19 protein-coding genes and 2 tRNA genes are annotated in these 22,289 nt (G+C 44.8%); 9 read left to right on the forward strand and 12 right to left on the reverse strand.

Annotated features, from left to right (window positions below):
• Positions 1–7: 7 nt before the first annotated feature.
• The 4 genes from ACVA53_RS01000 to ACVA53_RS01015 form a co-directional block, all read right to left on the reverse strand.
• Complete coding sequence (locus tag ACVA53_RS01000) at positions 8–469, reverse strand: tripartite tricarboxylate transporter TctB family protein (RefSeq protein ID WP_255042561.1); 462 nt, start codon at positions 467–469, stop codon at positions 8–10.
• A 66-nt stretch (positions 470–535) separates the two neighbouring features.
• The gene (locus tag ACVA53_RS01005) at positions 536–1,462 is read right to left on the reverse strand and encodes a tripartite tricarboxylate transporter substrate binding protein (protein WP_255042562.1); all 927 of its coding nucleotides are present in this window, start codon (positions 1,460–1,462) and stop codon (positions 536–538) included.
• Between the two features lie 17 nt (positions 1,463–1,479).
• Positions 1,480–1,959, reverse strand: coding sequence for a hypothetical protein (locus ACVA53_RS01010; protein WP_255042563.1), 480 nt, complete (start codon positions 1,957–1,959; stop codon positions 1,480–1,482).
• Between the two features lie 382 nt (positions 1,960–2,341).
• Positions 2,342–2,533, reverse strand: coding sequence for a hypothetical protein (locus tag ACVA53_RS01015; protein ID WP_255042564.1), 192 nt, complete (start codon positions 2,531–2,533; stop codon positions 2,342–2,344).
• Positions 2,534–2,923: 390 nt separating this feature from the next.
• Between ACVA53_RS01015 and ACVA53_RS01020 the strand changes: the two genes are divergently transcribed.
• The 3 genes from ACVA53_RS01020 (at position 2,924) to ACVA53_RS01030 (ending at position 4,110) form a co-directional block, all read left to right on the forward strand.
• A complete protein-coding gene (locus ACVA53_RS01020) occupies positions 2,924–3,760 on the forward strand; it encodes an enoyl-CoA hydratase/isomerase family protein (protein ID WP_446504392.1) in 837 nt (278 codons plus the stop codon).
• A gap of 138 nt (positions 3,761–3,898) precedes the next feature.
• Positions 3,899–3,989, forward strand: a tRNA-Ser gene (locus tag ACVA53_RS01025).
• 44 nt (positions 3,990–4,033) lie between these two features.
• Positions 4,034–4,110, forward strand: a tRNA-Asp gene (locus tag ACVA53_RS01030).
• A 172-nt stretch (positions 4,111–4,282) separates the two neighbouring features.
• Here ACVA53_RS01030 and ACVA53_RS01035 read toward each other — a convergent pair.
• The gene (locus ACVA53_RS01035; RefSeq protein WP_255043353.1) at positions 4,283–4,726 is read right to left on the reverse strand and encodes a YtoQ family protein; all 444 of its coding nucleotides are present in this window, start codon (positions 4,724–4,726) and stop codon (positions 4,283–4,285) included.
• 165 nt (positions 4,727–4,891) lie between these two features.
• Positions 4,892–5,800, reverse strand: coding sequence for a LysR family transcriptional regulator (locus tag ACVA53_RS01040; protein ID WP_255043354.1), 909 nt, complete (start codon positions 5,798–5,800; stop codon positions 4,892–4,894).
• Positions 5,801–5,961: 161 nt separating this feature from the next.
• Between ACVA53_RS01040 and ACVA53_RS01045 the strand changes: the two genes are divergently transcribed.
• Positions 5,962–7,218: an adenylosuccinate synthase gene (locus ACVA53_RS01045; RefSeq protein ID WP_255043355.1), complete on the forward strand. Its 1,257-nt coding sequence runs from the start codon at positions 5,962–5,964 to the stop codon at positions 7,216–7,218.
• A gap of 249 nt (positions 7,219–7,467) precedes the next feature.
• Here the strand turns inward: ACVA53_RS01045 and ACVA53_RS01050 are convergent, their stop codons facing one another.
• The 4 genes from ACVA53_RS01050 to ACVA53_RS01065 all read right to left on the reverse strand — a co-directional run bounded on the left by ACVA53_RS01050 (position 7,468) and on the right by ACVA53_RS01065 (position 11,907).
• A complete protein-coding gene (locus ACVA53_RS01050) occupies positions 7,468–8,397 on the reverse strand; it encodes a universal stress protein (RefSeq protein WP_446504303.1) in 930 nt (309 codons plus the stop codon).
• A gap of 203 nt (positions 8,398–8,600) precedes the next feature.
• Complete coding sequence (locus ACVA53_RS01055; protein ID WP_446504304.1) at positions 8,601–8,843, reverse strand: YdcH family protein; 243 nt, start codon at positions 8,841–8,843, stop codon at positions 8,601–8,603.
• A gap of 239 nt (positions 8,844–9,082) precedes the next feature.
• Entirely contained in the window at positions 9,083–9,733 is a 651-nt protein-coding gene (locus tag ACVA53_RS01060; protein ID WP_446504305.1) for a Qnr family pentapeptide repeat protein, read from the reverse strand.
• A gap of 128 nt (positions 9,734–9,861) precedes the next feature.
• Complete coding sequence (locus ACVA53_RS01065; protein WP_446504306.1) at positions 9,862–11,907, reverse strand: metallophosphoesterase; 2,046 nt, start codon at positions 11,905–11,907, stop codon at positions 9,862–9,864.
• Positions 11,908–12,222: 315 nt separating this feature from the next.
• Between ACVA53_RS01065 and traF the strand changes: the two genes are divergently transcribed.
• Positions 12,223–13,362, forward strand: coding sequence for a conjugal transfer protein TraF (traF, locus tag ACVA53_RS01070; protein ID WP_446504307.1), 1,140 nt, complete (start codon positions 12,223–12,225; stop codon positions 13,360–13,362).
• A gap of 233 nt (positions 13,363–13,595) precedes the next feature.
• Here the strand turns inward: traF and ACVA53_RS01075 are convergent, their stop codons facing one another.
• Positions 13,596–13,985, reverse strand: coding sequence for a universal stress protein (locus ACVA53_RS01075; RefSeq protein ID WP_255043361.1), 390 nt, complete (start codon positions 13,983–13,985; stop codon positions 13,596–13,598).
• A 383-nt stretch (positions 13,986–14,368) separates the two neighbouring features.
• Entirely contained in the window at positions 14,369–15,214 is an 846-nt protein-coding gene (locus ACVA53_RS01080) for an endonuclease/exonuclease/phosphatase family protein (RefSeq protein ID WP_446504308.1), read from the reverse strand.
• Positions 15,215–15,770: 556 nt separating this feature from the next.
• On the opposite strand from ACVA53_RS01080, the gene ACVA53_RS01085 reads away from it, so the two are divergent.
• From ACVA53_RS01085 to putP, 4 genes are all read left to right on the forward strand, one after another.
• Positions 15,771–16,565, forward strand: coding sequence for an AraC family transcriptional regulator (locus tag ACVA53_RS01085; RefSeq protein ID WP_255043364.1), 795 nt, complete (start codon positions 15,771–15,773; stop codon positions 16,563–16,565).
• 239 nt (positions 16,566–16,804) lie between these two features.
• A complete protein-coding gene (gene putA, locus ACVA53_RS01090) occupies positions 16,805–19,942 on the forward strand; it encodes a bifunctional proline dehydrogenase/L-glutamate gamma-semialdehyde dehydrogenase PutA (RefSeq protein ID WP_446504309.1) in 3,138 nt (1,045 codons plus the stop codon).
• An 11-nt stretch (positions 19,943–19,953) separates the two neighbouring features.
• Positions 19,954–20,643 carry a 1-pyrroline-5-carboxylate dehydrogenase gene (locus ACVA53_RS01095; RefSeq protein WP_255043367.1) on the forward strand — a complete coding sequence of 230 codons (690 nt, stop codon included), beginning with the start codon at positions 19,954–19,956 and terminating at the stop codon, positions 20,641–20,643.
• 61 nt (positions 20,644–20,704) lie between these two features.
• On the forward strand, positions 20,705–22,195 hold the full coding sequence (gene putP / locus ACVA53_RS01100) for a sodium/proline symporter PutP (protein WP_255043386.1): 1,491 nt from the start codon (positions 20,705–20,707) through the stop codon (positions 22,193–22,195).
• Positions 22,196–22,289: the final 94 nt, after the last annotated feature.

The raw sequence follows: 22,289 nt of genomic DNA on the forward strand, positions 1-22,289 counted from the left end.
CAGACTCTTACAAAATGATGCCATCAGGAAGTGCGATTACAAACACTTCGCCGAATAAGTAATAAACAGAAAAAACAAAAACGGCTGCAATCACATAATAGAGAGGTTTCTTCACCTTGAAGTAAATAAGATACAGGGTGAAGGCAATAAGGCTTGCAAACAGATAGCCGAGAATGTGAATTAAGAAAGCATAGCCAATCAGGTAAGTGACACCAAAAATAGAGAGTTTAGAGAAAAGTGGCTCTTCATGATCTATTTGTGCGTTTTTCTTGAGTTTCGTTTGTTGCCAGTGTTGGAAAATTAATACTGTCGAGATAACCATCATGGCGATGACCACCACAGTTGGAAAAAAAGCGGCATCGACACTGGCATCTTGAAACATGGGTTTGTCGAATTGGCTAATAATAAAGAGGGAGGCGGCACCTAATAAAATGATCAGGGACGGGAAAAGAAAGTTTCTATTCAGCATAGAATCCATCCTTGTGGTGAACGAGTACAAAAAAATAGAGCCAGCACGGGCTGGCTCCTTACAAAATTAGTTAATTAGCGTGCCTAGGGCTTGAGTATCTTCGTAAACAAACTTAGTAAACTCTTCGGCGTTGAGATTGTGAATGGTCATCGCGCCAGTAGCCATGAATGACTTGAACTCTTCGCTAGCCATCGCTTCGTCAAATGCTGCACCCAGTTTTTCAATAATGTGGTCAGGAGTGTCTTTAGGTGCACCGATACCGCGCCATGTACCTGTCACGACATCTACACCTTGCTCTTTCAGTGTTGGAACGTCTTTAATAAACGAGATACGTTCATCGGACATCACACCAAGGGCTTTTAGCTGGCCTGAACGAAGTTGGGCAATCGCCTCGCCTGGTGTCACCATGGTGACATCAGTGTGGTTGCCAAGAACCGCTGGGATTGCTTCAGACGCACCGTTATAAGGAATCGCGTTTAGTTTAATATCTTGGTCTTTCTCAAGTGCCATTAGGTAGAAGTTTGGCGCAGCGGTTGAAGCAAACTTCACTTTACCCGGCTCTTTTTTGGCTTCTTCAATCAAATCGTTGATGCTGTTGTACGGGCTATCGGCTGCAACTAGAACAACGGCTGGGTCTAGGTTAACCATGCGGATCAGCTTGAAATCATCAGCCGTATGGCGCATTAAGCCCATTTGTGGCAGTGAGGCTATTTCACGTGTAACAACAGTCAGGGTATAACCATCGGCACGTTGCTGGGCACCAAAGCTCATCCCTACTGCACCTGCACCACCGGTACGGTTCATGACGGCAATATTTTGGCCCAGAACATCTTTGGCGCTATTGGCCAACGTACGGCCCACCGCATCTGTACCACCACCGGCACCAAAAGGCACAACCAAGCGGATATTCTTTGTTGGATAATCAGCAGCCATTGCTGTTGCTGAAGCCAATACACCTGCGGTAACCATGACTGCTTTTAGTAATTTATTCATATTATTAATACCTATTGTTATTTTTCACATCGGTAAGTTTGAGTTGGATTTTCAATTTTTTGAGTTTGGTAGTCGTTGATAGTCAGTTGCTCAATGGCGAGGGCGATCCATCCACTGATCAGCATGTCATACCACTGTTGAACGCCGCTGCAGGCCACGACGACATTGCCGTAGACAAAGGAGCCGTAAAACAGCACATCGTCATCGCGCAATGATGATGGGTGGCTCGTTTGATGATTGATGTTGGCCTGAGAATCACGCCAAGCCTGCTGGGCTTTTTTACGAGCAAGTTGGTCAAAAGGAATCGTCCATGTATCCGGTTGGCCAATAGAGGTTTCAACTAAAATGGCTTCTTCAAAGCTGGCCTCCCACGGCTTAATGCGGGGATCCATAACAACGATATGCAGTTCTTGTCGGTTGGTTCTTGAGAATAGGCGCTCAATGGCTGGCCTAACGAGTTCAATTGCATCTAGAGCAATTTTTTTATGCGTGTTCATCCTTACACCTTAATGTTCTCGATACACGCTTAACTTATTGTATTATTTTATGCTAATCAAAGGCGCTTTTTTGAAAATGATAAACTCATCACTATTGAAAATATATCTTCATGATTTTGATCACTAAATTAATGTTTCTTGGCGGAATTAAGGTGATATTAATCACGTTAGCGGTTTTATGCCTTTGTTGATTTATTTGTATTATTAAATTATTGTGACTTAACAATGTATTATGAAGGTGGAATCATTAATTAAGAGTAGGGATAAATAAAAAATTAAAAAAAATTTAGTGAATTTAAATTTTGTTTAATAAAAGAGAGTTGAGGTTGGGGAAATATCGCTTATCCTTTCCCCATAAATAAAACCACCATAAAAACAATGGCTATAGTAGCCCAGCTTCACGAGCTTGGTGGAGTACTGCTGGGTCAACAAGTGCGTAGGCAGCATCCCATAACGAGGCAATGTACAGTTTTTCCTGCCCTTTTGATTGTCGCTCGAGCTGATCCAGCATATATAACTCATCAAGGGTTAATGGTCTGGTAAACAATTCCTTAGCTAATTTAAGTTTTTCCATCTGCCTAACTCCGCAATACTAAATTGCAAAGTTAACTGTGCTCAAATCATTGGTTGCCGAGCAAAGGTGTTAGGCCAGCAAACTTTTCAATTTAGGCTTTATCAAGGCTCAATATATCCCTGAATCAAGCCAATTGTAGGCAGTGATGAATCTTAGTTTCTTTGTTCTAACTTTTATCTATACCCTAGCTGTTGCTGTCTTGCATTAGCGTGATCGATACCGCAGTTGCTGGTTTTCTAAACGGCTTTGAATAAGGATTAGATCTAGGTTAAACATCGGTAGCTATTGTTGTAGAGGGTTACAGAGAAAAGTTGACTGGAGTAGCGGATTATTCATTTGGATACATAACTAAAATGAGTATCACTGAAGGGAGGCGCCATTTTGAACGATATGAATTTAACACCGGTATCTGCAGGCCATTTAATGACCCGGCGGGAGCAGGGCGTTTTGACCATTACTATGAATCGTCCAGGCAAGTTAAATGGCTGGACCATGGCGATGATGAATGCCCTCAAAGAGGTTTTTGAAAAGGCAAACGGCGAGGATAGCGTTAAAGCTGTTATCTTAACCGGTGCGGGAAACTATTATTCTGCCGGGGTGAACCTCAGTGGTACCTTAAAGTTAATGCCACCGCGTAAGTTGCGAGAGTTAATTGCTGAAAATAACCAAGCGTTGTTCGAGGTTTTCCTTGGTTGCACCAAGCCATTGTTGATTGCAATAAATGGCCCAGCAATCGGTGCCAGCGTCACATCAGCGACACTCGCCAATGGCATCATTGCGGCTGATAATGCAACATTTTCGACGCCCTTTGCGGCATTAGGGGTTACTCCTGAAGGCTGTTCCAGTGTGCATTTACCTCGCTTGATTGGAGAAAAAAGTGCTCAGCGAATGCTTGGGGCTGAGGGATGGAAACCTGATGCTCAACAAGCCCTAGCTATCGGGTTAATTCAAGATGTCGCTCCGCAAACAGAGCTGATGGAGAGGGCCGATTATATTGTTCGACAATGGCTTGAAGAAGGGAAACAACGAGAGCTTTTAGCTGGAAGTGAGATCGATGAGCTTCGGAAGGTGAATGCCGATGAGTCTCAGCAGTTAGCCGATGCCTTTTTGAAAGCCGCTTTTCTTAAACACCAAGCCCAGTTCTTATGGCGAAAGAAAAAGTTTATGCCATCAATGGTGTTTTGGCTGCTTTGGGGGGCGAGGCCTTTGTGGAAGTTATGGCTCTAATCTAAAGTATTTGCTGGTGTTCTAGACAGGGGCGTGAACGAAAAGTGATTATTTGGCACAGAGTGCTGAATAAGTGACCGGTTGGATGGTTTGGGGGTTTACAATGGATCTCAAGCGAATTAATATACGCCGCATAACGGAGAGATGGCTGAGTGGTTGAAAGCACCGGTCTTGAAAACCGGCATACGTTTGTAGCGTATCTAGGGTTCAAATCCCTATCTCTCCGCCACATTCTAGAAATTGGATGGTTACCATCGAGTTTCATACAGAATTGGAGCGGTAGTTCAGTTGGTTAGAATACCGGCCTGTCACGCCGGGGGTCGCGGGTTCGAGTCCCGTCCGCTCCGCCACTACAACGAAGCCTCAGTCGAAAGACTGAGGCTTTTTTGTATGCGTTGAGTTAGGTGTTCGCCCTTCGGTCGAATGAGTCCCGCAGGGAGGCCTGCCCGACGTGTACGACACTCAGCTCTCCGCTAGATCTCTTATGATAACAGTCATATTTACCGGTATGCCTATATCGGGCTATTTGGTGCTGATGACATAGGTGAGGATCTCGACGATTTGTTCTGGCGTTTTAGCCCAAGCCATTGCAGCGGCGTCGACTTCTTTTAATGGGTGGATAATTTCTTCGCTATGTAAGGTGATATAAGATTTACCTAGCGCTGCGCAGTAGCCGGCATCAAAAGCCGCGTTCCATTGCTTGTATTTGTCGCCAAATCTAATGACTGCAATATCGCATTGTTCAATCATCAGCTTTGTTCGTATCGCATTAACTTTAGACGACTTGTGATCGCGCCAAAAGCTGTCTGTTTCTTTGCCTAAAACATCACCTGCTGCGTCACTCGCATCATGATCTGTCACAGCGGAGGTAAATGTCACAGGAAGGTTTTGGGCTTGGGCTCCGGCTATTATTTTCTCTCGCCAGTCGGTATGTATTTCACCTGATAAATATACGGTGTATTTCATATTGTTGTCCCTAAATCAGTAGCGTTCAGTGGTTAATTAATAACTGTTAATAACACCACCTGTGGGCCGTAGACAAGCCAATAGTAATGTCTTCGCATTTCTTTATGAATCACTTCCTGATTATTAAATATCATTACATTATCCTCGGCTTTCGAAGGTTGAAGGCTAGTTTGTAGGATTACTGTGAGGGGAATTGGCGATCTCTTCACTTACCCATTGCAATAGCTGTTTGATTGCCCGCGATAGCACTTGGTTCTGGCGCACAATATAGCCCAAGCTGGTGGTTGGGAAATTAGGAAGTGGGGTGATGGCACTTTTCAGGTTGAGTTTTGGGTGGAGCGAAAACGCTGGCACGATGGCAATACCAAACCCCGCTTCGGCCCAGTCAATTTGGGCATCGACACTGCCGACTTCCATTACCCGGTATTTAGGTAAGTGAAGGCTAGGCAAAGCGAGATCAATCAGATCACGGGTACGGGTATCGTGACCCAATAGGATCAGTGTCGGTTCTTCTTCCGAACCGGTGATCTTTTCATCCAGTGCCTGCTGCTGCCAATCACTCAAACCATTACCCAGTGCGCACCAGCGAATTTGACGCAGTTCGGTAAAGTGTAGTGGCTGGCTTTCTTTTTGGGCTATCACAAAGCCTAAATCTGCTTTGGCACTTTTGACCAGCTCGGCCGCTTGGGTTGAGGTGGTGTTGAACAGAGAGAGATCGATGCCCGGGAACTCATGCTTGAATGACTGGAAGGGTTTAATCAGTAGCAAGCGAGAGATAATGTCACTGGCTGCAATAGAAAGAGTACCTTGGGATAGATCGTTAATCGCATTGAGGTCTGACTGGCATACCTGCAGTTCTTGCAATGTTGACTGCGCACTTTGCAATAAGCGCTCTCCAGCTTGGGTCAGGCGGAACGGATTACGCTCAACCAGCTTGACCCGGGTAGTCTTCTCCAACTGCTTGATATGCAAGCTTACATTGGGTTGGGTCATGTGCAGCTCTGACGCCGTTTTACCAAAATGCTCTAATTGAGCCAGAGTGACAAAGGTATTCAGCCAGTTGAGATCTAACATAAAGGCTCGCTTATTGAACCGCTAACGATGAGTGTGTTTATTCTACGCCCTTTGTCACAAATTCCCATATGAAATCCTTATCGGAGTTATAACGATTATTAATTTTTCTTATTGGCCGAGTCGCCTTAGCATAATCTCATCATTGTTTGGGAGAGTTAATTATGTCGTCTATCGTTGTTGTTGGTGCTAACTGGGGTGATGAAGGTAAGGGCCGAATCGTTGATTTCCTTGCTGAACAAGCCTCTGCGAGTATTCGTTTCCAAGGTGGTAACAATGCTGGCCACACTGTGGTTAATGATTTGGGAACATTCAAACTGCACCAGCTACCAAGCGGCGTATTTAACCCTGACTGTCTTGCGGTGCTAGGCCCTGGTATGGTGATCAGCCCTGAGCCTCTTACTACCGAGTTAGCAGAAGTTGCAGCTGCAGGGGTTAACGTTAACCTTTGTATCTCTGATCGAGCTACCTTGTGTCTTCCACTCCACGCTCTTGAAGATACCCTAGAAGAAGTGCGCTTGGGTGATGCAGCCTACGGTTCAACCCGTCAGGGCATAGCACCTGCTTACGGCGACCGCGTTATGAAGAAAGGTATTCTGGTTGGTTGGTTAAAGCAGCCTGAAGTATTGTGTGAGCGTATTCAGTTCTGGATGGACTGGAAACTGCCACAGCTTAAAGCCCTATACCCAAGCTTCGAGTTTAGCCAAACAGCACAAGAGATGACTGAGTGGTTGCTAGAAGTGTCGGCGCCATGGCGTGATGCGATTTGCAATGTGACCTTGCCGCTTAAAGCACTGCAGGCTGAAGATAAGAACCTACTATTCGAAGCACAGTTGGGTGCTGGCCGTGACTTGACGTACGGTGAATACCCATGGACAACATCTTCTAATGTTGTGTCAATGTATGCGGGTATTGGTAGTGGTTTGCCAGCCCTTCGTCCTGAGCGAGTGATTGCTGTTGCTAAAGCGTTCAGTTCATCAGTGGGTACAGGCACGCTGATCACCGCGATGGAAGAGCAAGATGCTTTCCGTGAAGCCGCGGGTGAGTTCGGTGCGACAACGGGTCGTCCACGTGACATGGGTTACTTTGATGCGGTAGCGACCAAAAACGGTGTTGAGCTTCAGGCGGCGACTGAAATCGCCCTGACGAAGGTGGATTGCCTAAGTGGCCTTAGCGACCTGAAAATTTGCGTCGCTTACGATGGCGATCATAGCGAAAACCCAATTTGGCCTCAAACCGCGTCTCTAGCGCCTGTTTATGAGAAAATGGAAGGCTGGAGCGAAGACATCACTGGTTGCCGCAAGTTTGAAGAGTTGCCAAAAGCAGCACAAAATTACGTACTGCGTATCGAAGAGCTAATGGGTGTACCGGTGAAAATGGTATCTGTCGGCCCTGGTCGCGAACAGATGATCATGCGCTAATACCAATCTGGATAAGTAGTTGATCAGGTATTTGCACTGGAAAAATCGTTGTTATCAAGGCAGATTTTGCAGTAACTAGTGGCTCTAATTACAAAATATCTAACGCAGAGAACAGCGGTTTTAACTTGCAAGACTGATCAAATATTTATGTAGGTTGGTATAATATAGCTCTGATACTCTATTTATACTGAAAAGCCAGCACCGAGAGGTGTTGGCTTTTTGTTGTTTGTTTGTTGTGCTCTATCAGTATTACACTGGTGATTTGAAGGAGTCAGGCTTGAGGGTTAAGACAGAGCAACTAAGCTGGTTGATCATAGACTCTGCGGTGTTGCCCATGAGGAAGCCTGCGATACCAGTACGTGAGAGTGAGCCTAGAATGACGACATCGACGCCTTTAGCTGAGGCATAGAGCGGTAGTACTTCCCTCGCTTCCCCCTCGACAATTTCTATTTTGGTATTAACAACGCTATTTTGGTGCGGTGCTAACAAAGATTTCAGGCGCTCGATCCTCTCTGCTTTCATTTTTTGCGAGAGTTGCTCAATATCGTTATCATCATAGCCACTCCATTTTCTCAGGTAGCCTTCGGAGTCAAGTCGCCATGCATGGCATAGCGTTAAGTCTGCACCAGTTATTTCGCAATATTCCATCGCTAGCTCAATGAGTTTGGTATTAAAACCCTGATATTCAATATTGCTAAGATCAATGGCTGCTACAACGTGATCAATCGGTTTGGAATAAGAGCTGATAGACCAGATAGGTACTTCCGATTTACGGATGATGCTTAAGGTATTTCGTCCACGTTGACAGGCTAACTTCTTGTCATCTCTTGTGGAATCAATAACCACCATGCTGGCTTGTGATGCTTTGGCTTCTTTAATTATTTCTATGTGCGGGATGCCGATACGAACAAGGGTGTTGAAGGTAATGTTGGGGTATTGAGCGTTGAGTACTTCAACATGATGATTAAGCTGTTTATGGTAAAACTTTTTCGCTTCATCAATGATATTGACGGCAGTATCTGAATGCTCGGCGACCTCTTTTAATTCACATAATTCTTCAATAACAGCTAATAGGGTAACTTGTGCAGAGCATTGATTAGCAAATCCAAATGCCTGATGAAAGGAATCATTGAGAGGTTGCTCAGGAGCAATGGTAACCAATAGTCGATTGAGTTTCATACGGCCTCCTTAAACACACATAACACACATGGCTTTTAGTTTCAGTGTATATCGGTTGCTTTTCGATTGCCTGCGTGGTTCATGTTTGTTAACAGAAAAGCGCATTTACAAGGCATAATATGAGGTGTGGATCGGATTATGGCTTCTAGTCACTTTCATTTGACGTCAGAGGCCACCAAGCGGTGGCCTAAAGTGTTTCAGAGTTAACTTCCGTTAAGCAAACGGCGGTGAAGCGAGTCCTTTAGTTCAGCCCTCTGGTGCTTGAGTTGAAGCATGGCATCATCTTCAATCGGGGAGCCTCTGAGTTCAAGCACACGGATTTCTTTATCTAACTGATTATATTGTTTGGCATCCTGGGCAAATGCCTCGTTGTTTGCGGATAAAGCGGCGATTTTGTCTTTGTATTGCGGGAATTCATGAAGCAGAGAGTGATCTTCTCCTAACATACGACCTCCTAAAGCAACCTGAAAAATAATGTATCTCTGGCCAATTTCACCTACAAGGATAGCAGCTTTGATTATAGTGACCTGACTTCCTTCTTAAAAATTGAGAAAAGTGTGATTAAGTTTCATGATTTTGCGCTTTCACCGCAACCTTGGCTTTCTTTAGAAGGTGGTAGTGAGTTTGATATCAGTTTTGCTGTGGTGATTGTGATTTAATTAGGCCCCCTGAGGGGGCCTAGTGATTAATCCGCCGTCACAATCAGGCCCAACGGTTCGAGTAGCTGTTCTTGCTGCCAATCGCAGATCATGACACCTTTGAGGTTAACCCTTCTTGGGTCAAGCCCGGTTAAATCGACATGGCAGAGATTGCACTCTTCTATCACAAACTGTCCCCAGCTATCAGGTGAGAATTCACCTCGGCTGAGATCAGAACCTTTGAATGACGCTCCCGTCAAGCTAGCCCCAGTCCAGCGGTTTTCGAACAACTCACACTGCTCCAGTCGCTGGTCTTCCAAATTGGCAAAGGCTAAATTGCTTGCCGAGATATAGGCTGAGCAAAAGTAGTTATTTTGAGTCAGGTAGTTGGCAAAGCTAGCTAGGGAAAAGTTAGCCCCTTTTAAATTGCAGGCACGTATTTCGATGCCAAAACATTGTGCGCCTCGGAAGTTTGCCATGCTGAGGTTACAGTCTTTGAAGCTGGCCTCTTTGAGTTTGGTATATTCAAAACGGCACCCTTCGACGTCACCACGCTCGATAAATTGGCAGTTGATGAACGCGGATTCGTTCAAATTGGCTCGGTTGAAGTTACAACGAATGAAGGTGCAGTTTTCGAAGTGGCTATATTCAAAGTCTTGCTCTGAAAAATCATGGTCGATGTAGGTTTGGTCTTTCATTGGAAACTGCCAGTATGAGTTATCTTTATGTAGGCAGGGTAACTGTAATTAAGGTAAAAATACCAGAGGTTTATGCCGCTCACTTTAAGTAAGCGGCATTCAATGTCAAAGGACTTTATTGTATTGACTTAAAACTGCTTATTGCCTGCCAAATCTTCAACATAGCCCGTGGTGAGATCAACAAAGAAGTGATCTGCGGGTTTGGCTTTGCCTAGTTGATGATAAATGCGAGCAAATGATGCAAAACGAGTCCGAAGCAGTAACAAGTCAATTTGATCTTTTTGTACGCTGCCACCACTGGCTGGGTTTTGATTAATGTAGTCGGTGTCCCAATCAATGTTTTCCAGATCGCCATCTGCATCGTTGTGCTTGAACATTTCCATTGCAACCCGGATTGGTACAAGCAGTTGGTAATTCAGATCTTGTAGTGCTAGCTCGTCACCGTTGCGCTGATACAAAGTGGCAAGGCACAATTGTTTAAAGCTCACGGCCATCATTTGATCACGATTCATCAGGAAAGTGCTGCAGTGACCGTCTACCATGGCCAGAGCGTCAATAGCTTTATCTTCAAGTCCCCACTCGGCAAAAATAGTCAATATGTCGCTATTGTTTGCCTCGATTGTCATTGCTTCTATCAAAGCCAATGTTTGTTGGTTATCGAGTGTTCCCTCATAACATGACAACATCATTAGCCAGTAGAGTGGTGTGGCCGCCTCAAAAAGTGCCGTAATATCCCCTCCCCAGCCATTTTTTAGTCGCATGTGCATTAGTACATCCAAATGGCGGAACATGAAATCACGGTAGTCAGTGGCTTCCAACATGGTTTCCCACTGTACATCTGCACCAACCCATTCGCGATGTTCTTTTTCAAGCTGGTAATAAGGGAAGAGAGCATCAAAGTCACGAACATCTTGTAAGGTCTTGGTCTCTATCTCGAACAATGTTGGTGAATGACAGGTGACGACTTTGTACGATGGTGTGTAGGCTGCCAGAGACGGTGCTTGAATATTAATGAGGGTACCGTTTTCGCCTTGATGAACAGCTGTATCATTAACATGAATATGGCCGCCAAACTGCATCTTTACACCGGCGTTAATGACCTGCTCAGCAGTATCGCTGGAAGGTACGCGGGTGTTGTTGTAAGAGCCGTCATTGAATACATAGTAAAAATCGTTTGCGCTCGAGTTGAGGTACTCGGTTGCTGGGTAATGGCTAAATACAATCAGCGTTTTGCCTTCAGCTTCAGCACGTGCCGTTACATTGGCTAGCCAATCCATTACCTGGGGCTTGTACTTCTTGCCTTCTTCCCAGCCGATAGAGGCGTGGCTCCAGCTGGTACCGTCGTCGCTAGGCAGGTAGATATTCATGTCGACAGAGACAATCCATAGGCCTTCAACTGGCTCGGCCAGATAGGTGGCATCTGGACACCAGAACGTATTACCACCGTCTTCCTTGCTGATCATAAGACCGCGATCTTCAAACTTATCGCTGCCCCAGGGGGTTTCGTAGCTGACATAGCTTGGTTTATTCTGAAAACCGTATTGCCCCAACACGTCAAACATTTCCTGATAGCCCGTAGCCCACATTCCTTTCGTAATGTGTTGGCCAATCAGTACATTACCTGGCGTGAAGTTGCGGTCCTCATCACTGGTTACCGCGATGCTGGCCCCGGTGTGATGCAAGAAGTTCTTTGTTTGGTGGGCACCATATGGCCGAACAGGATCATGGTTGCCATTAGTCAAAAAGAATTCAAAACCGTACTTTTCAATATATGGTTCTACAACACGGTTAAACCCTTTTAAGGTGTCGACTTGGCCATCATCAGAGAAGTCGCCTAGTAAACAGATATATTTAATACCTTGTTGGCCTAACTCTTCAAGTGCCTCAATAAAGGCAAAGTAGTTTTCGTTGAACATACGAGTAGATTCGCACGAGTCCTGCATGCTTCGTATTGTTACTTCGCTGTTGAATTTTGAAAATTCGTAATGACCAAATACATCATGGAAATGAACATCTGCAAGCATTGCGACTTTCACTCCGGCGATACTGGTTTTCTCTTCTGAGGAGCTACTGCTATTACATGCTGTTAGGATTGATGTCGAAGCTGCAACTGTGCCAACTTTAGCCATTCCGCCCATAAAAGATCGGCGGGAAACATTTTTTTTACTAAACATTTTTTATTCTCGTTTTTAAAAACGTATAAAATATTTATCTTCTGTTTCAGAATTGATTCATATTTATTTCATTTTTTTTAACTAGCTAGGTATAGGCGGCTTTTATGATTGCGATCAATAAATAGGGGGTTGTTTCATCTCGTTGCTTATCAAGCGTGCCCTCTAGACGATTAGGAAGCCGAATTTTGAAGGCTTTCGTTACCCCCATCACTCTTTATCAACTTGAAACAAAAATGTGACTAGCTCAGTGTTCACAGCCATGTTTTAATTGCACAATATTCAAAAGAAATATGATAATAGACTTCAGGGACTAACATGGTGACAGTGAAAAGAGCAGCAGCAGGGATAGCAATGGCTTTTTTGTCGTACTCGGCAGCGGCTTCAAACACGCTCTCTGATACACGCAGTGTTGGTATGGGTGGCGTTGGTGTTGCATCAGCTAACTACCTGACGGCGAGCTTTCATAACCCGGCATTGGCAACACAGAATAAACGTCATGACAGTTTTGGTATGATCTTACCGGTTATCGGCGCCCAAGTTTATGATGGCAATGATCTACATGATCGGGTGGATGCGTTTCAAGATTTGAATGATCAATTAGCGGGTAATCCTAATCTTGAAGATGAGTGGACGGCAGCGCTGAAAGATTTGGATGATGGTCGTATCGATGGTGATGTAAATGTCGGTATGGTTATCGCTATTCCCAATCGAATGGTTAGCACAAACTTCTTCATTTCTAGCAATGTGACCGCGTTGGTTCTTACTGATATCGACGAGGATGATATTGCCAACCATGAAGTCATTAACTCAACTGGGCAGGCAGTTGCTGGTGGTACGGTTGATATTGGCTTTACCTTTGCCAAAGAATTTATTTTCTTAGATCGCGACCTAAGCTTAGGGGTTTCCCCTAAATTCCAGCAATTAATGGCATTTAACTACAAGCAGGGTATCGACACCTTCGATGATGACGATATCGACATCGGTTCTGACTATGTCGATAAGTCGGCGTTTAATGCCGATATCGGGGCAGCCTACGCGCTGAGTCGTAATGTGATGCTAGGTTTATCTGTGCAAAATGTCTTTTCCCAATCATTGACGTCAAATGAGAGCTCTGGTAATCAAGTGACTTATGAGGTTGAGGCGCAATACACTACAGCGTTTGCTTATAACCATCCCCGCTTCACGGTTGCTGCAGATGTCGATTTGAACAGTAACAAGCCGTTCAAAGAGCAAGCGTATAAAACTCAGTTTGCCCGTATTGGTATAGAAGCGGATGCATGGCGTGTGGCTCAGCTGCGTTTGGGCTACATCCATAGTATGACTGATTTTTCCGATGACCTGTTTACCGCTGGTATTGGCTTGAAACCCTTTGGTAAATTTGGGTTAGATATTGCGGCCATTTATGGTAATGAAGATAACTACGGTGCATCAGCTCAATTGGTCTTCCACTTCTAATTTCACCTGAAGTGCAAGCAGAAGACGATTGTTTGTTAGCGTTGATCATTCGCTGATTATAATAATCGTCTTTTTAACGCCTTTCTTAAATCAACACGCAATTTTATTTTGAGTGATTCATGAAACCTTGTTGCTCAAGGTCTTGAAGTACGCTCTCGTTAAGTGCATCGTCACTCACCGGTTGATCGGTATATTGACGAATAGAGCGGTGGGAATGAAGATGAGAGAAAACATCACTGATTGAGATAAACCACTAACAAGTCGGCTTCAATGGCATTAGCCAGTTTGGGGACCGATGAGAATAGTCGGCTGAAGAATTTATGATGATGGCCGCAAACCACTAAATCGATATCCATTTCTTTAACGACCCCAGATAGTTTTATATGGAGATCGCCAACCACCACCAAGGTGTCTGTAATCGGGTAATCACATTGATCCGCGAGTGTTTGTAGTTTTTCTTGTATGGTGCGTTTTTCTTTTTGTTCCAAAACGACTTTATCAACACCGACATATACAAAGGACAGTTTGCAGTTAGTCCCTTTAGCTAATGAGACGGCTTTATCAATCACGGTTTGGCTGGATTGAGATAAATCAACAGCAACTAAGATATGCTTATAGCTCATCGTGTTTTTCCCCGCTCTTTGCTTTGTGCTGATCTTAAGTTTAGCCGTAATCCACGATTGGTCAGTGACTTCGTCCAACTCCCTTCATATTTCATTTGTCAGTTATCACCTTCAAACAACGTGAAGCTGTTATGATGCTATCAGTGGTTGGTTCCGGCAAAATGATATCGAAATAGCCTTCCCGCAAATGGATATTCATGTGCGTGATGTGAAGCAGGAAAAAGATAATCCGCCAAGTGACTAGGGCTTATTGTAATAATCAATTAACGTCATGATAGATGCAGAATTAATGCTAGAAAGGATGCAAAAGGACTCAACAAACCTATCCCATTACTGGCCAGTGTCAATGTGGTCAAGTGAGTTATACCTTGAAAGAAGCCCCTTTAGAGCTGCACAGAGATTGATAGTGGGCAGTGGTCACTGAGTTGAAACTGTTTTAGCTGTTGGTCTGAGAAGAGATATTCAGAAAAGGATACCTCGGTATCTTTTTCTGTTATTCGGCCATCAATAATGAAGTGATCGATAAACCCGGGGTATTGTCTTACCTCCCAGCGTCGCTTGCGCTTGTTATAGACCTGCGAGCGGCACTGGCTCTTTATACCCTCCGTCATCAATATCGGAGCGGGTGTCGACACTTTAGACGTTAGTCCCTGCCAATACGTATCCCCTTTTTGTGCCAGTCGGCGATTAAAGTCCCCTAGGATAATAAATGGTTGTTGCTCTGCTTGGCGTTGCGACATCCACTGAGCCAACACCTTGAATTGCTCGCGCAGTACCGTACAGCTTTTATTCCGGTGACGGTTGCTGTAACAGCCGCTTTTAAGGTGTACATTCAATAGTCTCAATGACGGTTTACCATCTTGATACAAAGTAACATCGACACCATAGCGCAGGTATTGGTTATTCCATATATCGAGCTGATGGAGATCAGGGTGGCGATGGTAATTCAGGCCTTTGCGAATGGCAAACCCGACAAACTGCGGCCAAATTTCGTCGTTACTTATTACTTGCCGACTTGAGAACGCAACCTGATACTTATCGAGCGAGATTATCTTTTTTATCGATTGGTGGTTAGCCACTTCTTGAAAAGCCAAAACATCAGGTGAAATATCATTGATGATGTTTGCAAATGCTCGATAGTCGCTGGTCCTTCTCGTTGGAATATTGGAGTGGCGCTTTACCTTGGGTTTCGCGTCTGAGAGCCAATTGAGGTTCCAGGAGGTAATCATTAATGGTCTCGAAGGGGGATGCTTTGTGTGGCTCGAAGCGAACGGTATTAGCAATCCAAGTAGGAGCAACATCCCAAGTGAACTCACGAAGGGGAAATGGGGCATTGCCATTGTATAAATACCTTCCAGCGTCAGAAGAAAGGCAGGTTATGCATACCCTGTGTGATAAACAATCATGGAACATGCAAAGTGCGGGCAGGGTGGTGCTTTGCTGTAATGAGTTTTACTGGGTTCTAATTTGATGTGATGTTCGTTCGCATACAGCAGATAAGTTTGGGCTGGATACTTTTTATTCAGGTCACTCTACCTTCCTTTGTTGGATCATGATTGATTGGCAACGAATCAATTATGCTATGACTGATGCTCTATATTGGTGCGTGGTTGTTCCGTTATTGGGCTCTCATTGTTTAAAGGTTATTAATTTTAGTGAGATCATTAAGTATTGTTCTTAATAATCAATAACCTGAGGTTAATGGTTTTGTCATGGTATTGTGGTATGTTTATAGCAATAACTTAAACTAAAGTTTATGACTAAAGGCAATGGAGTGCTTTTGTGATGTTGTCATATAGTAATTCTAGTAAACAGCCGAAACCCGCTGAACTAGTGACACTTTCTACTCATATAGATGATCATGCTCATGATCATTTGCAGATAGTCATCGGTCTGCAGGGAATCGTAGAGTTTGATATCAATGGTAGGGGCAATTATATCGTCCCTGGACAAGGCTGTATTATTACGGAGCTTTCTAAGCACTCCTTTGGTGGTGTTAATTTTTCTTCCGATATTTTAGTTTTGAACCTAGTTGCTGACTGTGAGTTTAACCAATATGTTTTACAACAGTTCAATGATAAAGCCTATGATGATTACTACTTTCAGCTGGATAGTCAAATTCAAGAAATCATCAATAGATTGGTAGTGGAAATAGCGTCAAGCCCGGATGATCTTTGGCTGGGGAAAAGCTGCAGTAATACAATTATTGCGCTGCTAAACAAGCATATGCAAATATTCCAATCAGAGCCTCGCTCGTACCGATTGGATATCAAAGCGATAGAAAAATATGTCGAAAAGCATATCAATCATAAGATCACGGTTGCTCAGTTAGCTGGTTGTGTATATTTAAGTGAGAGTCAATTTCACTATCAGTTTAAAGCACACACAGGGCTAACACCTCACCAGTATGTCTTATCTAAGAGGGTTCAATATGCAAAACAGCTTATCGAACAAGGTGGGCTTACGCTCAGTCATGTAGCACACTTGTCTGGTTTCTCGGGTCATAGCTCTCTTACCCACGCGTTTTCCAAACATCTTGGAACGTCCCCATCTCGATATAGAAAACAATACTTTTCTTAATCTGAACGCTGATGCAAAGCTAACAACGTTGCTCTAAAAGCAACCTTTTATTGTGGATGTTTGCAGCTAATTTGTACATCTAATCACCTCACTTTCCCAGTTTTTGACAAATTTTCAATAGTTTTCAGCAAGTTTTAATCTTAATCAAAAATACACTGGTTATCACAGATTAAAGCTAAGGCCTTTCAAAGGTTAAGGTTTTAGGAATGGGTGCTAATGATTAAGGACGAGGTAGCTACATGTTGAAAAAGATTGAACTGTTGGGCCCGGATATTACTAAACAGTCTATCGATGAGCTAGAGGCGCTTACTTCATCGCTATACATGGTTGATGAAACGAAAATTTTGCAAGAGTTACTGCCGCTGGCTACACCGTCAAAGGCAGAAAAAGCTGAGATGGAACTGCAGGCAAATGAGCTGATTCTCGCTATACGCGCAGATAAAAAATCAATCCAGATGATTGATGCCTTGTTGCTTGAATATAGCTTGGATACCCAAGAAGGTATCTTGTTGATGTGTCTGGCTGAAGCGTTGATGCGTATTCCCGATGCTGCAACTGCCGATGCGCTGATCCGCGACAAACTGACTGTCGCTGATTGGAAATCGCACCTTAAAGGAAAGAACTCTGTATTTGTTAATGCATCCACCTGGGGACTGATGTTAACAGGAAAGGTTTGCGGCATTGAGTCCACTGAGCCCACAAGTCCGACGAATGCGATATCTAAATTGGTCACTAAGTTGTCTGAGCCGGTTATCCGTCAGGTAATGAATCAGGCCATGGCAATTATTGGCCGCCAGTTTGTTTTGGGGCGTAATATTCGTGAGGCACAGAAAAATGGCCGTCCTCAGAAGGTGATGGGGTATGACTTCTCGTTCGATATGCTGGGTGAGGCAGCCCTAACCAAGAAAGATGCTCAAAAGTATTTTAATGACTATATGTCGGCTATTGAGATTATTGGTGCAGATAAAAATCAAAATTCAGCCACTATTCCTTCTATCTCAATGAAACTGTCTGCTTTGCATCCTCGCTACAATGTTGCAAACGAAGATCGAGTCATGACTGAGCTTTTTACCTCGGTGCTTGCATTGGCCAAACGAGCACGAGAGCTGAATGTTCCGCTGACCATTGATGCTGAAGAGATGGACCGCTTGGAACTGTCCTTGCGCTTGTTTAAAAAGCTGTATCGTCATCCTGTGATTAAAGGCTGGGGAAAATTTGGCCTTGTTGTGCAAACTTATGCTAAACGGGCTCTGCCAGTTTTTGCTTGGCTAAACCGATTGGCAGAAGAGCAGGGCGATATGATCCCTGTCAGGTTGGTTAAAGGTGCATATTGGGACAGTGAGATAAAACTAGCGCAGCAGGGAGGTTACGAAAATTACCCTGTATTTACTCGCAAGGAAGGCACTGATGTTTCTTATCTTGCATGTGCTCGCTATGTACTCAGCAAGGATGTTAACCGTAATCTATATCCCCAATTTGCCAGTCATAATGCGCAGACGGTTACAGCCATTGCCGTGATGGGTAAAGAGAGTTATTACGAATTCCAGCGTTTACACGGTATGGGTGAGGCGCTGTATAACCATGTGATGAAAAAATATGGCGCAAATGTTCGCATTTACGCCCCTGTTGGTAGCCATAAAGACTTGCTGCCATACCTTGTTCGACGGTTGCTGGAAAATGGGGCAAATAGCTCGTTTGTACACAGGCTTGTGGATGCTAGCTGTCCACCTGAGCTACTGACCCAACACCCTGTTGAACAACTTCTCAATATGTCGACACTGGATAACAAGGCTATCTCGCTTCCTCCTGCTATCTTCCCAGATAGACCAAACTCTGCTGGCATCAATGTTGATATCGACAGTGAACGTGAACCGTTTGAAGCGGAAGTGAATGCCTTTATGGATATGGCCTGGACTGCAGCACCAGTAATTAATGGAAAGTCCCTCTATTCGGAGCTAAAAGAGTCTGGAGGAGTACAGCATAAGGTGACTGCGCCTTACGACAGTTCCGTGACGGTTGGCGATGTAATATTTGGCGATCGAGAGCATGTTGAACAAGCCATTGAGTCATCGCATCAAGCTTGGCCACTATGGCGTGAAACACCTATTGCAACAAGGGGCAATTGCCTAAATACGCTGGCCGACTTACTTGAGTCAAATATGGCGGAGCTGGTTGCGCTATGCCACAAAGAAGCGGGAAAAACGATCCACGATGCGATAGACGAAATACGCGAAGCCGTCGATTTCTGCCGCTATTATGCGAGACAGGACCAAGTGTTTATATCTCAAAAGACCCGCAGTTTTGATGGTGAGCCAGTCTCTTTCAGCCGTCAAGGGCGTGGGGTTTTTGTTTGCATTAGCCCTTGGAACTTCCCACTGGCCATTTTCCTTGGTCAAGTCACTGCTGCTTTAATGGCGGGGAATACGGTTGTATGCAAGCCTGCCCAGCAAACATCGCTGATCGCAGCAAGAGCGGCATCGTTAATGAAAGAAGCCGGTTTTCCAGACGGTGTCTTCCAGCTTGTTCCGGGCACTGGGTCTGAAGTGGGCCATTACCTCACCTCTCACCCTTTAGTCGCTGGGGTCGCTTTCACTGGTTCTACGCAGACAGCGATGAGGATTAACCAAACGTTAGCAGGACGTCAGGGTGAACCCGTTCCGTTTATTGCTGAAACCGGTGGTCAGAATACGATGATCGTCGACAGTACCGCGTTACCAGAGCAAGTGGTCAGGGATGTGCTTCGCTCGGCATTCGCCTCAGCGGGTCAGCGCTGCTCAGCCTTACGTGTACTGTGTATACAGGAAGATATTGCTGACCATATCATCGAGTTAATTTCTGGTGCGATGGATGAGCTAGTTGTTGGTCTGCCGTATTTACATAAGACTGACGTCGGTCCTGTTATTGATACGGCAGCCAAAGAAAAACTGGGACGCCATATTAATCAAATGAAACGAACGCAGCGTCTAATCAAAGAGGTTGAGCTGGATGCCTGTTGCGACAACGGCATGTTTATCGCACCGATCGCGTTCGAAATAGCTGGTTTATCGGTACTAGAAGAAGAAAACTTCGGCCCGATCCTTCATATCGTCCGATTCAATGCGCGGGAATTACCGCAATTGGTCGATGATATCAATGCAACCGGTTACGGGCTAACGCTTGGCATTCACAGTCGTAATGAAACGACGTATCGGTGGATTGAAAAACAGGCCAAGGTGGGCAACAGCTATATTAATCGCGATCAGGTTGGTGCTGTCGTGGGTGTGCAGCCATTTGGTGGTCAAGGGCTTTCCGGCACCGGGCCTAAAGCTGGAGGCCCTCATTACCTCTATCGCTTCACTCAGGTGAAATATGACGACACCCCGGCATCACACATTTAAGGAGTCAGACAATGACATCAATTCTAGACCGCTATAACGACTCTTTCACTGCATTTGAGAGTTGGAATCTGACAGACTTTTCAGATAAAAAGCAGGCACTGCACCAGTTAGGCAACCAACTTCCAGCAGCGTTAGCCAATGTATTTCAGTACCAGTTTAATCATGCCGAAGCGGTAGTGGCGGAGCCTCAGTCATTAACCAGCCCTACCGGTGAAACTAACGAACTGTACACACAGGGAAGAGGGGTAAGTATTGTTCTGGTTGACTCCGGCGCGCCAAATTGTAGCCGTGCGTTGGTTGCCATGCTGGCAGCTCTGCTTTCGGCGGGGAATAGTGCCATCATTTGCACTAACGACAACGAGATTGAAGCCTTGTTCGAACCGTTCAAATCTCAGCACCAATCAATCGCAAATCTAGTGCAATTTGTCCCCAAAGAGCAGTATGCCGCATTGCTTAAGTTCGATATCCGAAACTTTGTTTATATTGGCGATCAAGCCAAAACGGTAGAGCTCAGTACCGAGTTGGCCACGCGTAGTAACGCGATAACAGCAATGGTTGCGGAGACTGATCTTGAAAACCTACCTCTATCTAAGGATCCAATGCTGGTATTACGGTTCATTACCGAAAAAGTCAGAACGATCAATGTTACTGCGGTAGGGGGGAATGCAATGTTGCTTGAGCTAGGAAGCTCAGCACATTAATTGAGTGCCTCTGGGAGGAGACCAGAGGCAAAAATAAATATCATGGAGGATAATAACTATGATGGATGGCAATTATGTAATTACGGCAACATTTGTTGCTTATCTGCTCACTATGCTTCTTATTGGCTATATCGCGTATATGCGAACATCAAGTGCCAGCGACTACTTTCTTGGTGGGCGTTCCTTGGGGCCTTGGCCTGCAGCGCTTTCTGCGGGAGCCTCTGATATGAGTGGTTGGCTTTTACTTGGCTTACCGGGTTACGCCTATGCCGCTGGTTTTGAGGCCATTTGGTTAGCTGGCGGTCTTTTAGTCGGAACTTGGGCTAACTGGTTGATCAGTTCGAAAAGGTTGAGAACTTACACCATTACCACTGACTCACTCACTATTCCGGATTTTCTCGCTTGCCGCTTTAACGATGAATCTAAATTGATCCAAACGATTTCAGCGTTTTTTATACTCTTATTTTTCCTTTTCTATACGAGTTCAGGGCTTGTTGCCGGCGGAAAACTGTTTGAAACAGTCTTTGGCCTCGACTATTCCATTGCGGTAACACTCGGCGCTGCTTGTGTGATCTCCTATACGCTGTTTGGGGGATTCTTAGCGGTATCTTGGACTGATTTAGTTCAGGGGTTATTGATGGCAGCAGCGCTGATGATTGTACCTATGTTGGCAATGAACGGGACTTTCTCCGAGCTAAGGCATGAGTTGGGTACCCTTAACCCCGAGCTACTTACCATGTTGAGGAACACCAGTGGTGAACCCTTGAGTTTAATCGCTATCATCTCTCTAGTTGCATGGGGGTTAGGTTATTTTGGTCAACCGCATATTCTGGCACGCTTTAAAGCATCACGGACTAACCGTGATCTGACAACGGCACGCCGTATTGCTGTGATCTGGAGTTTTTTGTCCATGGCGGGCGCAATATTGGTTGGTTTAGTTGGCCTGTTGTATCAAACAAATACCATTGGTACTCCTTTAGCTGATGCTGAAACGATCTTCATGGTGTTGGTGAATGTCATATTTCACCCAGTGATTGCGGGTATTCTTCTGGCCGCTATTTTAGCCGCGGTGATGAGTACGGCAGACTCTCAACTATTAGTTTCTTCATCTGCTTTAGCCGAAGATTTTTATAAGCAAGTATTTAGGCCCAATGCGACCTCAGAAGACGTAGTCAAAGTGGGACGTTTTGCTGTTGTCGGAATATCATTGTTGGCATTGCTGCTTGCACTAAGCCCAGACAGCTCAGTCTTAGGGCTGGTATCTTATGCTTGGGCAGGGTTTGGCGCAGCGTTCGGTCCTGTAATTGTATTCAGTCTTTACTGGGCGAGGATGAACCGCAACGGGGCCCTTGCCGGCATTATTACCGGTGGGGTGACGGTTGTACTTTGGAAGCAATTGTCTGGCGGTTGGTTTGATGTGTATGAAATCGTACCAGGATTTATTCTTTCCACTCTTGCAATTATTCTGTTTAGCTTAATCACAGACGAGCCACAAGAGACGGTAAAAACACAACACGAAGCTTACAAGAAGCTGGTGGTAGAGTTGGACTAATACAATGTTTTCATCAAGCGGCCTTAACCTCTGTTTGTCGCCGACTCTGCGGATGTGCTTGTTGTGGAGGTATTGAATAAAATGACTAAAAGAT

This window comes from Photobacterium sp. DNB23_23_1, assembly GCF_052873815.1.